Raw genomic sequence first — 13,821 nt, forward strand, 5'->3', positions numbered from 1 at the left:
GCACGCCGCGCTGGACCTGCTGCTCTCGCGCTGGTCGGGGCAGGAGGACCTGGTCGTCGGCTCGCCGATCGCGGGACGCACGCAGGTGGGGACGGAGGGGCTGATCGGCTTCTTCGTCAACACGCTCGCGCTGCGCATCGACCTCTCCGGAGATCCCACCTTCGGGGAGCTCGTGCGCCGCGTGCGGGAGACCGCGCTGGGGGCATACGCCCACCAGGAGCTGCCGTTCGAGCGGCTGGTGGAGGAAGTCGCCCCGGAGCGGGGCCTGTCGCACACGCCGCTCTTCCAGGTGATGTTCCAGCTCCAGAACGCGGATGCCGGGGCGGGGCCTGCCATGGCCAGGGTTCGGCCGGAGGGCGCCGACGGGGGGCCCGCCACCACCGGGGTCCGGCAGGAGCCGTTAGGGGGCGAGATCCGGACGGTGCGCTTCGACCTGGAGCTGGACCTCCAGGAGGTGGGCGAGGAGCTGGTCGGGAGCCTGCGCTTCCGGACCGACCTGTTCGACGCCGCCACCATGGAGCGCTTCGCGGCGCAGTACGGGGCCGCGCTCGCGGCGGCCGTCGCCTCGCCGGAGGAGCGGCTGTCGCGCCTGGCGATCCTTCCGGACGAGGAGGCGCGGCAGATCCTGGCGTTCGGCGGCGGGTCCGCGCGCGACGGCACGGGTGACGCCCCGGTGCACCTCCTCTTCGCGGAGCAAGCGGCCCGGACGCCGAACGCGCCCGCCATCCTGTCCGCGGGCGAGTCGCTCACCTACGCGGAGCTGGACGCGCGCGCCGAGCGCCTCGCCCGGCGCCTGCGCGGCCTCGGCGTGGGGATCGGGACGGCGGTCGCCGTGTGCCTGGAGCGCGGCCCGGGCGTGCTCGTGGCGCTGCTGGGCGTGTGGAAGGCGGGCGGCGTCTACCTCCCGCTGGACCCGGGCCACCCGGTGGAGCGCCTGTCCTTCCTCCTGCGCGACTCCGGGGCGAAGCTCGTCGTATCCGACCTCGCGCTGGCCGGGGCGCTCCTGGAGCAGGCGGATGTCCTCCTGCTCGACCCCTCCGCGGAGGGCGACCTCCCCGGCGGAGCGCTGGAGCCCGGCAGCGGTGGGGGGCTTGGTGACCTCGCCTACCTGATCTACACGTCGGGGTCCACGGGCACGCCCAAGGCGGTGATGGTCGAGCACGCGCAGCTCACCCACACCCTGCGTGCCAGCCTCGAAACGCTCGGCTTCGGGGCAGGAGACGTGGTGGCGGCGCTCGCTTCGACCGCGTTCGACATCTCGCTGCTGGAGCTGGTCACGCCGCTCCTGGCCGGGGGCGCGGTGCGGATCATTCCGCACGAGGTCGCGCGGGACCCGGAGACCCTGGTGGAGGCCGCGGGAGACGTGAGCGTGCTGCACGCCGTCCCCGCGCTGATGCGGCAGGTCGTGGAGGTGGTGCGCGGCGGGCGGATGCTTCCCTCGCTGCGGCTCCTGCTGGTGGGCGGCGACACGGTGCCGCCCGGCCTGCTCGGGGACATGCGCGAGGTCTTCCCCGACGCCAGGACCGTGGTGCTGTACGGTCCCACCGAGGCGGCCATCATCTGTGCCACGCACCCGGTGCAGGGCGCCGTCGAGGGGCACCCGCTCGGGTCGCCGCTCCCCGGCGTCCGCCTGCGCGTGTGCGGTCCCCGCGGCGAGCTCGCACCCCTGGGCGTCCCGGGAGAGTTGTGGATCTCGGGCGGCGGCGTCGGGCGCGGCTACCTGTGCCGGCCCGAGCTGACCGCGGATCGCTTCATCTCCGTGGAGGGCGAGCGCGCCTACCGAACGGGAGACCGCGCCCGCTGGCGTCCGGACGGGGTGCTGGAGTTCCTGGGCCGTACGGACGAGCAGGTCAAGGTGCGCGGCTTCCGCATCGAGCCCGGCGAGGTGGAGGCGGCGCTGCGGGAGCAGCCCGGCGTCCGGGAGGCCGTCGTGCTGGCGCGGGAGGACGCTCCCGGGGACAGGCGCCTGGTCGCCTACGTCGTGCCGAACGCGGCCGCCGAGCTGCCGCACGTCGCGGAGAGCGCGGTCGAGCAGGTGGCCGCCTGGGAGACGCTGTTCGACGACACCTACGCGCAGGACGAGGGGGACGGAGATCCCACCCTGCAGCTGAAGGGGTGGAACAGCAGCTACACGGGCGAGCCGATCCCGCGCGAGGAGATGATCGAGTGGGTCGGCCGCACGGTGGAGCGCATCCTGGCGCTGCGGCCGGAGCGCGTGCTGGAGATCGGCTGCGGGACGGGGCTGCTGCTCTTCCGCGTGGCGCCGCGCACGCGGGCCTATCACGGGACGGACTTCTCGGGCGTGGCGCTGGGGCACGTCCGTCGGCATCTCGCGGGACTCCCGCAGGTGACCCTGTCGGAGCGCGAAGCGGACGAGCTGGCGGAGTTCGCGGGGGCGGGCTTCGACACCGTCGTTCTCAACTCCGTCGCCCAGTACTTCCCGGATGTGGACTACCTGCTGCGCGTCCTCGAAGGCGCTGCGGCGGCGCTGCGGCCGGGCGGGCGGATCTTCGTCGGGGACGTGCGCAGCCTGCGACTGCTCGGGGCCTTCCATGCGTCGGTCGAGCTGGCGCGCGCGCCGGGGGATCTCTCCATCGACCGGCTGCGGGAGCGGGTGCGGCGCGGGATGGCGGAGGAGCAGGAGCTGCTGGTGGAGCCCGCGCTCTTCGAGGCGCTCCGGACGCGGATCCCGCGGCTCGGGCGCGTGGCAGTGCAGGTGAAGCGGGACGAGCACGACAACGAGGTCTCACGCTTCCGCTACGACGTCGTCCTCCACCTGGACGTGGATCCCGCCGGGATGGTGGAGCCCGTCGTCCACCCGTGGGATGGCGAGGACGCGGACGGGCTGCGCGCGCGGATCGCAGGGAGCGCGTCGGCGCTGCTGGTCCGCGGAGTCCCGGATGCGCGGGTGCGGGAGCACGTCCGCGCGCTGGAGCGGATCTCCGCCGCGGACGCTCCGGCGACGGCGGGCGGCGTGCGGGCGCTCTCGGACGCCGGGCCCGCCGGCGGGATCCGTCCCGACGTACTCTTCGGGCTGGGTGAGGAGATCGGCCGCGCGATCGAGGTGCGGCCCGGCGCGGCAGGGACGCTGGACGTGCTCTTCGGTCCGGCCGGCGGCGTCTCCGCCTTCCCGATGGAGGGGGAGGGGGAGGGCGAGCGGCCCTGGGAGGCGTACGCCAACGACCCGCAATGGGGCCGGCGGATGCGCGTGCTGACGCCGGCGCTGCGTGCCGCGGTGCGGGCCCGGCTGCCGGAGTACATGCTCCCTTCGGCTTTCGTGGTGCTGGAGGCATTCCCCGTCACCCCCAACGGCAAGGTGGACCGTGCTGCCCTCCCCGCGCCCGAGACGACGGGCGTGCGCGGGGGGACGTACGTGGCACCGCGCACGCCGGCCGAGGAGCGGATGGCGGGGATCTGGGCGGAGGTGCTGGGAGTGGAGCGCGTCGGCGGCGAGGACAACTTCTTCGACCTGGGCGGCCACTCCCTGCTCGCCACGCAGCTGGTCTCGCGGGTGCGGGAGGCGTTCCGGACCGAGCTGCCGCTGCGGGCGGTGTTCGAGGCGCCGACGCTGGCGGAGCTGGCGGGCCGCGTGGAGGCGCTCGTGGCGGAGACGCCCGGCGGCGCCGGAGCCCCGCCGCTGGTGCCGCTTCCGCGCGACGGCTCGCCCTTGCCGCTGTCGTTCGCGCAGGAGCGGCTCTGGTTCATCGACCAGCTGGAGCCGGGGAGCACCGCCTACCACATGCCGGACATGCTGCGGCTGCGCGGGCCGGTGGACCCGCGCGTGCTGGAGCGCGCGCTGGGCGAGGTGGTGCGCAGGCACGAGACGCTGCGCACCACCTTCGGCGAGACCGAGGGCGTGCCCTTCCAGGTGGTGCACCCCGCGGGCGCGGCACGGCTGGAGGTGAGCGACCTGTCGGGCCTGGCTCCCGCGGAGCGCGAGGCCGAGGCTCGCCGGCTCGCCCGGGAAGAGGCGCAGCGCCTCTTCGACCTGCGCCGGGGGCCGCTGCTGCGCGCCCACCTGCTGCGCCTGGGCGAGGACGATCACGTGCTGCTGCTGGTCATGCACCACATCGTCAGCGACGGCTGGAGCATGGGGGTGCTGGCGCGGGAGCTGGGCGCGCTCCGCGAGGCGTTCGCGCGCGGCGAGGCGTCGCCGCTGCCGGAGCCGCCGGTGCAGTACGCCGACTACGCCGTCTGGCAGCGCGCGCGGCTGGCGGGCGAGGCCATGGAGCGGCAGCTGGCGTACTGGCGGGAGCGGCTGGCGGGTGCGCCGGAGCTGCTGGAGTTGCCGACGGACCGTCCCCGCCCGCCGGTGCAGACGTACCGGGGCGCGACGGTTCCGGTGGAGCTCTCCCTCGATCTGCTGGAGCGCCTGCAGGCGCTGGGGCGGAGCGAGGGAACGACGCTGTTCATGACGCTGCTGGGCGCCTTCCAGGTGCTGCTGGGCAAGTACGCCGGCAGCGAGGACGTGGTGGTGGGGAGCCCGATCGCCGGGCGCACGCACCGGGAGGTGGAGGAGCTGATCGGCTTCTTCGTCAACATGCTGGTGCTGCGCACCGACCTCGGTGGAGACCCGACCTTCCGCGAGGTGCTGGGGCGGGTCCGCGACGTCACGCTGGGTGCGTACGAGCACCAGGCGGTGCCCTTCGAGAAGCTGGTGGCCGAGCTGCAGCCGGAGCGCAGCCTGAGCCACTCGCCCCTCTTCCAGGTGATGTTCCAGCTGCAGAACGCGGAGGGGGGAGGAGACGCGCTCCGGGGGCCGAACGAGCGCGGCGTGGAAGCGGAGCTCACGAGCACCAAGTTCGATCTCGCCCTGGATGTGTCGGCGACCCCGCGCGGGCTGTCGGGAGGACTGACGTACCGCACCGACCTGTTCCAGCCGGGCACCATCCGGCGCATGGTGCGGCACCTGGAACGGGTGCTGGAGCAGGTCGGCGCGCACGCGGACGTGCGGATCTCGCGGCTGGACCTGCTCGGCGATGCGGAGCGCTCGAGGGTGCTGGACGAGTGGAACCGTACGGAGCGGCCGTACCCGCGCGGAGTGTGCATCCACGAGCTGTTCGACGCGCAGGTGCGGGAGCGGCCCGGTGCCGCGGCGCTGGTCTGGGGCGAGGAGTCGCTGACCTACCGGGAGCTGGACGCGCGCGCCAACCGGCTGGCGCACCACCTCGTCCGGCTGGGCGTGGGGCCCGAGGCGCGCGTGGGCGTGCTGCTGGCGCGCAGCGCGGAGCTGATCGTCTCGCTGCTGGCCGTGCTGAAGGCAGGGGGCTGCTACGTGCCGCTCGATCCCGCCTATCCGCCCGAGCGGCTGGCGCTGATGCTGGCGGACGCGGGCGCCTCCGTCCTCGTCACCCGGGGGGCCCTCGCCTCCGGCCTGGAAGCGCCCCGCGCCGCCGTCGTCGACCTGGACGTCCTCGCCGGCGCGCTGGCGGCGGAGCCGGACGATCCGCCCCGGAGCGGCGCGTCGCCCGAGAACCTGGCGTACATCGTCTACACCAGCGGGAGCACGGGGAAGCCGAAGGGCGTCATGGTGGCGCACCGCCACGTCGTCCAGCTGGTGTGCGAGACGGACTACGTGCGCTTCGCGCCGGGCGACCGGGTGGCGCAGGCGTCCAACGCCAGCTTCGACGCGCTGACCTTCGAGGCGTGGGGCGCGCTGCTGAACGGCGCCACGCTCGTCGGCATCGGCCGCGACGTCCTCCTGTCGCCGCGGGCGCTGCGCGAGTTCCTGCGCCGGAACGGGATCACCACGCTCTATCAGACCACGGCGCTGCTGAACCAGCTCTCGCGCGAGCAGCCCGACATCTTCGCCCCGCTGCGCGAGGTGCTGTTCGGCGGCCAGGCGGCGGACGCGGAGAGCGTGCGGCGGGTGCTGGCGTCCGGGAAGCCGAAGCGGCTCCTGCACATGTACGGGCCCACGGAGACGACGGCCTGGTGCTCGTGGGAGGCGGTGGAGCACCTGGACGACGACGCGCTCACCGTCTCCGTCGGCCGCCCGACCGGCAACCAGCGCATCTACCTCCTGGACTCCGCCCTCCAGCCGGTGCCGGTCGGCGTGCCCGGCGAGGCCTGGGTGGGCGGCGACGGCGTGGTGCGCGGCTACCTGGACCGGCGCGCGCTCACGGCGGAGCGTTTCGTCCCCGATCCCTTCACCGCCCAGCCGGGCGCGCGGATGTACCGCACGGGCGACCGCCTGCGCTGGACGGCGGACGGTGCGCTGGAGTTCCTGGGCCGCCTGGACGCGCAGGTGAAGATCCGCGGGTTCCGCATCGAGCCGGGCGAGGTGGAGAGCATGCTGTCGGCGCTCGCCGGCGTGCGCGAGGCGCGCGTGGTCGTGCGCGAGGACGCGCCCGGCGAGGTGCGGCTGGTGGCCTACGTGGTGGGTGGCGTGGACGCGGAGGCGCTGCGCGAGCAGCTGCGCCGGAGCCTGCCGGAGTACATGGTGCCGGCGGCGATCGTGGTGCTGGAGTCGCTGCCGCTGACACCCAGCGGGAAGCTGGACCGGAAGGCGCTGCCGGCCCCGGAGTACGCGGCCGACGCGGAGCGGTACGAGGCGCCGCGGACGCCGACCGAGGAGGTGCTGGCGGGGATCTGGGCGGAGGTGCTGCGCCTGGAGCGGGTGGGGGTGCACGACGGCTTCTTCGACCTGGGCGGGCACTCGCTGCTGGCCACGCGGGTGGTGTCGCGGGTCCGTGAGCTGTTCGGGGTGGAGCTGCCGCTGCGGGCGCTCTTCGAGGGACCCACGGTGGCGGAGCTGGCGGTGCGCGTGGAGGAGCTGCGCCGCGCGGAGCTGCCGGTGCTGCCGCCGGTGGTGCCGGCCGGGCGCACGGCGCCGCTGCCGCTGTCGTTCGCGCAGGAGCGGCTCTGGTTCATCGACCGGCTGGAGCCGGGGAGCACCGCCTACAACCTTCCCAGGTCGATGCGGCTCGGCGGAGCCCTGGACGAGCGGGCGCTGGAGCGCGCGCTTGGCGAGATCGTCCGGCGGCACGAGGCGCTGCGCACCACTTTCCGCGAGGTGGACGGCTCGCCGGTGCAGGTGATCGCGCCGTTCGGCGGCTTCACGCTGCGGCTCGACGATCTCTCCGGGCTGGCCGAACCGGCTCGCGAGGCGGAGGTGACCCGCCGCGCCACCGAGGATGCGATGCAGCCGTTCGACCTCTCGGCGGGGCCGCTCTTCCGGGCGACGCTGCTGCGGCTGGGCGTCGAGGATCACGTGCTGCTGCTCTCGATGCACCACATCGTCAGCGACGGGTGGAGCATGGGGGTGCTCGACCGCGAGCTGTCGGCGCTCTATGAGGCGTACCGCGAGGGCGGCGAGTCACCGCTGCCCGAGCCGGCGGTGCAGTACGCCGACTACGCGGTGTGGCAGCGCGAGCAGCTGGCGGGCGAGGTGCTGGAGCGGCAGCTGGCGTACTGGAAGGAGCGCCTGGCGGGAGCGCCGGAGCTGCTGGAGCTGCCCACCGACCACCCCCGCCCGCCGGTGCAGACGTACCGGGGGGCGTACGAGCCGGTCGAGCTTCCCGGCGAGCTGGTGGAGCGCCTCCGGACGCTGGCGCAGAGCGAGGGGGCCACGCTGTTCATGGTGGTGCTGGGTGCCTTCCAGGTGCTGCTGTCGAAGTACAGCGGGAGCGAGGACGTGGTCGTGGGCAGCGCGATCGCGGGGCGGACGAGGAAGGAGATCGAGGAGCTGATCGGCTTCTTCGTCAACACGCTGGTGCTGCGCACCGACCTCGGTGGAGACCCGGGCTTCCGCGAGGTGCTGCGGCGGGTCCGCGACGTCACGCTGGGCGCGTACGAGCACCAGGAGGTCCCCTTCGAGAAGCTGGTGGCCGAGCTGCAGCCGGAGCGGTCCTTGAGCCACTCGCCCCTCTTCCAGGTGATGTTCTCGCTCGAGAACACGGAGGGCGGCGGAGGAGACGCTCTCCAGGGGCTGAACGTGGGCGGCGTGGGAGCGGAGCTCGCGAGCACCAAGTTCGATCTCTCCCTGGGCCTGGTGGCAACCCCGCGCGGACTGTGGGGAGGACTGAACTACAGCACCGACCTCTTCGAGCGCGGCACGATCGTGCGGATGCTTGGCCACCTGGCACGAGTGCTGGAGCAGGTCGCCGCGGACGCGGACGTGCGGCTTTCGCGGCTGGAGCTGCTCAGCGGGGCGGAGCGCGCCCGCCTGCTCGCGCTGGGCGAAGGCGCCGCGCCCGGGCTCCCCCGCGCCACGGTGGATGCGCTCTTCGCGCGGGCCGCCGCCGCCGCGCCGGAGGCCGTGGCGCTGGCATGGGACGGCGGGCGGATGACGTACGCGGAGCTGGACGGCCGCGCAAACCGCCTTGCCCACCACCTGCGCCGCGCCGGGGTGGCCGCGGGGACGCGCGTGGGCGTGTTCCTGGAGCGCGGACTGGAGATGGTCGTCGCCACGCTGGCGGCGCTCAAGGCGGGCGGCGCGTACGTGCCGCTGGACCCGGCGTATCCCGCGGAGCGGCTGGCCTTCATGCTGGCCGACACCGCCGTTCCGGTGCTGGTGACGGAGTCGCCCCTGGCGGACCGCCTGCCGCCCCACGCCGCGCGCAGCGTCCGGGTGGACACGGACGCGGCGGCCATCGCGGCGGAGCCGGCGGACGCGCCGGTGGCGGGGACGAACCCGGAAGCGGCGGCGTACGTGATGTACACCTCCGGCTCCACGGGACGGCCCAAGGGCGTCGAGGTGCCGCACCGGGCCATCGTGCGCCTGGTGCGCGGGCAGGACTACGTCTCCATCGACCCCTCCGACGTGTTCCTGCAGCTCGCGCCCGCCTCGTTCGACGCGGCCACGCTGGAGCTGTGGGGGCCGCTGCTGAACGGCGCGCGCCTCGCCATCCATCCCGCCGGGCAGCCCTCCGTGGAGAGCGTCGGGCGGACGCTGGCGGAGCACGGCGTCACCGTCCTCTGGCTGACGGCGGGCCTCTTCCACCTGGTGGTGGAGGGGCGGATCGAGACCCTGCGCGGCGTCCGCCAGCTCATCGCCGGCGGCGACGTGCTCTCCGTCGCCCACGTGCGCCGCGTGCTGGCGGAGCTGCCGGAGACGGCGCTCATCAACGGCTATGGGCCCACCGAGAACACCACCTTCACCTGCTGCCACCCGGTGCGGGCGGAGGACGTCGAGCGCGGGTCGATCCCGATCGGAAAGCCGATCGTGAACACGTACGTGCGCGTGCTGGACGCGGGGATGCGGCCGGTGCCCGTGGGCGTGCCCGGCGAGCTGTACGCGGGCGGCGCGGGGCTGGCGCTGGGCTACCTGAACCAGCCGGAGCTGACGGCGGAGAAGTTCGTGGCCGACCCGTTCGCCGCCGGCGCGCGGCTCTACCGCACCGGCGACCGGGTGCGCTGGCGGGCGGACGGCACGGTGGAGTTCCTGGGCCGCGTGGACGCGCAGGTCAAGATCCGCGGCTTCCGCGTGGAGCCGGGCGAGGTGGAGGCCGTGCTGCGCGCCTGCCCCGGCGTGCGCGAGGCCGCCGTCGTGGTCCGCGAGGACGAGCCGGGCGAGAAGCGGCTGGTGGCGTACGTGGCCGGCGAGGCGGCGGCGGACGAGGTGCGCGAGCACCTGCGGGGCCGGCTCCCGGAGCACATGCTCCCGGCCGCGTTCGTCTTCCTGGACGGGCTCCCGCTGACGCCCAACGGCAAGCTGGACCGCAGGGCATTGCCGGCGCCGGAGCTCGCGTCGGCGGAGGAACGGTACGTGGCGCCGCGGACGCCGGTGGAGGAGGTGCTGGCGGAGATCTGGGCGGAGGTGCTGGGGCTGGAGCGGGTGGGGGCGCACGACAGCTTCTTCGACCTGGGCGGGCACTCGCTGCTGATCATGCGTCTGCTCGCCAGGATCCAGGCCACGTTCGACCTGGAAATCTCGATCCGCACCGTGTTCTCGATGCCGACGCTGGAAGCCATGGCGGGAGAGATCGAACGGAGGATCTATGAAGACGTAGCGACCATGTCCGAATTCGAGGCCGAGCGGCTGGCCGAGTCCCACCCCGTTGCAGGAGCCTGAGATGGCCTCGGAACAGACGATCGAGCTTCCGCGCCCGGAGCTTTCCGCCGCCAAGCGCGCGCTCATCGAGGCCAGGCTCAGGGGGCGGGTCCGCTCGTCGGGCATCGTCGCCCGCGCCCATCGCGACGGCGCCCCGCTCTCCTTCGCGCAGGAGCGGCTCTGGTTCATCGACCGGCTGGAGCCGGGAAGCGCCGTCTACAACGTCCCCGTGGCACGGCGGCTGGGGGGTGTGCTCGACGCAGCGGTGCTGGAGCGGGCGCTGGGCGAGATCGTCCGGCGGCACGACGCGCTGCGCACCACCTTCCGCGAGGTGGATGGCTCTCCGGTGCAGGTGATCGCGCCGTTCGGCGGCTTCACGCTGCCGGTGGAGGACCTGTCGGGGCTCGGCGAGGCGGAGCGCGAGGTGGAGGCGAGGCGCCGCGCCACCGAGGAGGCGGTGCTGCCGTTCGACCTCACGGCGGGGCCGCTCTTCCGCGCGGTGCTGCTCCGGCTGGGCGCCGAGGATCACGTGCTGCTGCTCTCGATGCACCACATCGTCAGCGACGGGTGGAGCCTGGGGGTGCTCGACCGCGAGCTGTCGGCGCTGTTGGCGGCGTACCGCGAGGGGCGGGAATCGCCGCTGCCGGAGCTGCCGGTGCAGTACGCCGACTACGCCGTCTGGCAGCGCGAGCAGCTGCGGGGCGAGGTGCTGGAGCGGCAGCTCTCGTACTGGCGGGAGCGCCTGGCGGGAGCCCCGGAGCTGCTGGAGCTGCCCACCGACCACCCGCGCCCGGCGGTGCAGACGTACCGGGGGGCGAGCGAGCGGATCGAGCTTCCCGGCGAGCTGCTGGAGCGGCTGCGGGCGCTGGGGCGGAGCGAGGGGGCGACGCTGTACATGGTGGTGCTCGCCGCCTTCCAGGTGCTGCTGTCGAAGTACAGCGGGAGCGAGGACATCGTCGTGGGGAGCCCCATCGCGGGGCGGACGAGGAACGAGGTCGCGGGGCTGATCGGCTTCTTCGTGAACACGCTGGTGCTGCGCACCGACCTGGGCGGAGATCCTAGCTTCCGGGAGGTGCTGCGCCGCGTGCGGGAGGTGATGCTGGGGGCGTACGAGCACCAGGAGCTTCCCTTCGAGAAGCTGGTGGCCGAGCTGCAGCCGGAGCGCAGCCTGAGCCACTCGCCTCTCTTCCAGGTGTCGTTCTCGCTGGACGACGTGGAGGAACCGGGAGGTGGCGCGGCAGAGTCGAGCACCGAAGGGGCCGAACCGGATTTCACCTTCGCCAAGTTCGACCTGGCGCTGGCCCTCATGGCAACGCGGCGAGGTCTGCTCGGCGGGCTGTTCTACAGCACCGACCTCTTCGAGCGCGGCACGATCGAGCGGATGCACGGCCACCTGGAGCGGGTGCTGGAGCAGGTCGCCGCGAACGCGGACGTGCGGCTGTCGGAACTGGAGCTGCTCGGCCGGGCGGAGCGCGCGCTCGTGCTGGAGGAGTGGAACCGGACCGAAGCCGGGTACCCCGCGGACCGGTGCATCCATGAGCTGTTCGAGGCGCAGGCGGCGCGCACGCCGGGAGCGGTGGCCGTTCGCTTCGAGGAGGAGTCGCTCACCTACGGCGAGCTGAACGAGCGTGCGAACCGCCTGGCGCATCATCTCGTCCGCCTGGGCGTTGGACCGGAGGTGCGGGTGGGGATCTGCCTGGAGCGGACCCTGGAGATGGTGGTCTCGCTCCTGGCGGTGCTGAAGGCCGGGGGCGCCTACGTGCCGCTGGACCCCGCGTATCCGGCCGAGCGGCTGGCGTTCATGCTGGCCGACTCCGACACATCGGTGCTGCTCACGCAGGAGAAGCTGCGCGGTCTCCTCGTCGTCGAGTCCGGCGTCCAGGTGGTGGTCGAGGAGGCGGCGTGGGCGGAGATCGCGGCCGAGAGCGCGGAGAACGTCGCCAGCCGCGTCGCGCCGCGGAACCTGGCGTACCTGATCTACACCTCCGGATCGACGGGCATTCCCAAGGGTGTCGCCATCGAGCACGAGAGCGCCGTGGCGATGCTGGCGTGGGCGTGGGGCGTCTACTCCGACGAGGAGCTGTCGGGGATGCTGGCGTCGACGTCGATCTGCTTCGACCTCTCGGTCTACGAGCTGTTCCTCCCGCTCGTCCGGGGCGGACGGGTGGTCGTGGCGGAGAACGCGCTGGCGCTGGCGCGCTCGGCGGCAGCGGGCGAGGTGCGGCTGATCAACACCGTGCCGTCCGCCATTGCGGCGCTGCTGAAGGACGGCGCGATCCCGGCCGGGGTGAAGACGGTGAACCTGGCCGGCGAGCCGCTGCGGGCCGAGCTGGTGGATGCACTGTACGCCCGCGGTGGGATCGAGCGCGTCTACGACCTCTACGGCCCCTCCGAAGACACCACGTACAGCACGTTCACGCTGCGCCGCGCGGGCGGCCCGGCGAGCATCGGGACACCGATCTCCAATACGCGGGCGTACGTGCTCGACGCCCGGCTGCGGCCGCTGCCGGTGGGAGTGCCGGGCGAGTTGTACCTGGGGGGCAGGGGGGTGACGCGCGGCTACCTGGGGCGGCCGGGGCTCACCGCGGAGCGGTACGTCCCCGATCCGTTCAGCGCCGAGCCGGGCGCGCGGATGTACCGCACGGGGGACCGCATCCGGTGGAAGGCGGACGGGACGCTGGAGTACCTGGGGCGGCTGGACCACCAGGTGAAGATCCGCGGCTTCCGCATCGAGCTGGGCGAGATCGAGGCGGCGCTGCGCCGGCACGAGCGCGTCGCCGACTGCGTGGTGGTGGCGCGCGCGGAGGCGGGCGAGCAACGGCTGGTGGCGTACGTGGTGGGCGACGTCGAGACGGAGGCGCTGCGCGCGCACCTGCGGCGGAGCCTGCCGGACTACATGGTCCCGTCCGCGTTCGTCTTCCTGGACGCGCTGCCGCTGACGCCGAATGGGAAGCTGGACCGCAAGGCATTGCCGGCGCCGGAGTACGCGTCGGCGGAGGACCGGTACGTGGCGCCGCGCACGCCCGTGGAGGAGGTGCTGGCGGGGATCTGGGCGGAGGTGCTGCGGCTGGAGCGGGTGGGGGTAACGGAGAGCTTCTTCGACCTGGGCGGGCACTCGCTGCTGGCCACGCGGGTGGTGTCGCGCATCCGCGAGCTGCTCGGGGTGGAGCTGCCGCTGCGGGCGCTCTTCGAGGGGCCCACGGTGGCGGAGATGGCCGGGCGCGTGGAGGAGATGCGGCGCGCGGGCGAGGGTGCCGCCCTCCCGCCGCTCGTTCCCGTCGCCCGGGAGACGCCGCTGCCGCTGTCGTTCGCGCAGGAGCGGCTCTGGTTCCTGCACCAGATGGAGCCGGAGGGCGCCGGTTACAACATGTTCCGGTCGGGCCGGCTGCGGGGGAGCCTCGACGCGGGCGCCCTGGAGCGGGCGCTGGACGCGCTGACGGAGCGCCACGAGTCGCTGCGCACCACCTTCCGCCCGGTGGAGCAGGGGGCCGTGCAGGTCGTCCACCCGGCGGTGCCCGCGCGCCTCCCCGTGCTGGACCTCACCGGGCTCGCGCCGCAGGCGCGCGAGCAGGAGGCGCGCCGCCTGGAACGCGAGGAGGCGGAGCGCCCCTTCGACCTGGAGCGCGGTCCGCTGCTGCGCGTGACGCTGCTGCGCCTCGCCGGCGACGAGCACGTGCTGCTGCTCACCATGCACCACATCGTCAGCGACGGCTGGAGCATGGGCGTGCTCTTCCGCGAGCTGTTCACCCTCTACGAATCGTTCTCGCCACCCTCCGGTGCGGCACGGCCGGCATCGCCGCTGCCGCCGCTGGCGGTGCAGTACGCGG

Annotated in this window: 2 protein-coding genes; both read left to right on the top strand. The window is 73.8% G+C overall.

Annotation, left to right across the window (positions count from 1 at the left end):
- Positions 1-16: 16 nt before the first annotated feature.
- Positions 17-10,015 carry an amino acid adenylation domain-containing protein gene (locus VF092_30600; protein ID HEX6751683.1) on the top strand — a complete coding sequence of 3,333 codons (9,999 nt, stop codon included), beginning with the start codon at positions 17-19 and terminating at the stop codon, positions 10,013-10,015.
- Position 10,016: 1 nt separating this feature from the next.
- On the top strand, positions 10,017-13,821 hold a 3,805-nt coding region (locus VF092_30605; GenBank protein HEX6751684.1), incomplete at its 3' end, for an amino acid adenylation domain-containing protein.

It is taken from the genome of Longimicrobium sp., from assembly GCA_036377595.1.
In the GTDB taxonomy this organism is placed as follows: Bacteria; Gemmatimonadota; Gemmatimonadetes; order Longimicrobiales; family Longimicrobiaceae; genus Longimicrobium.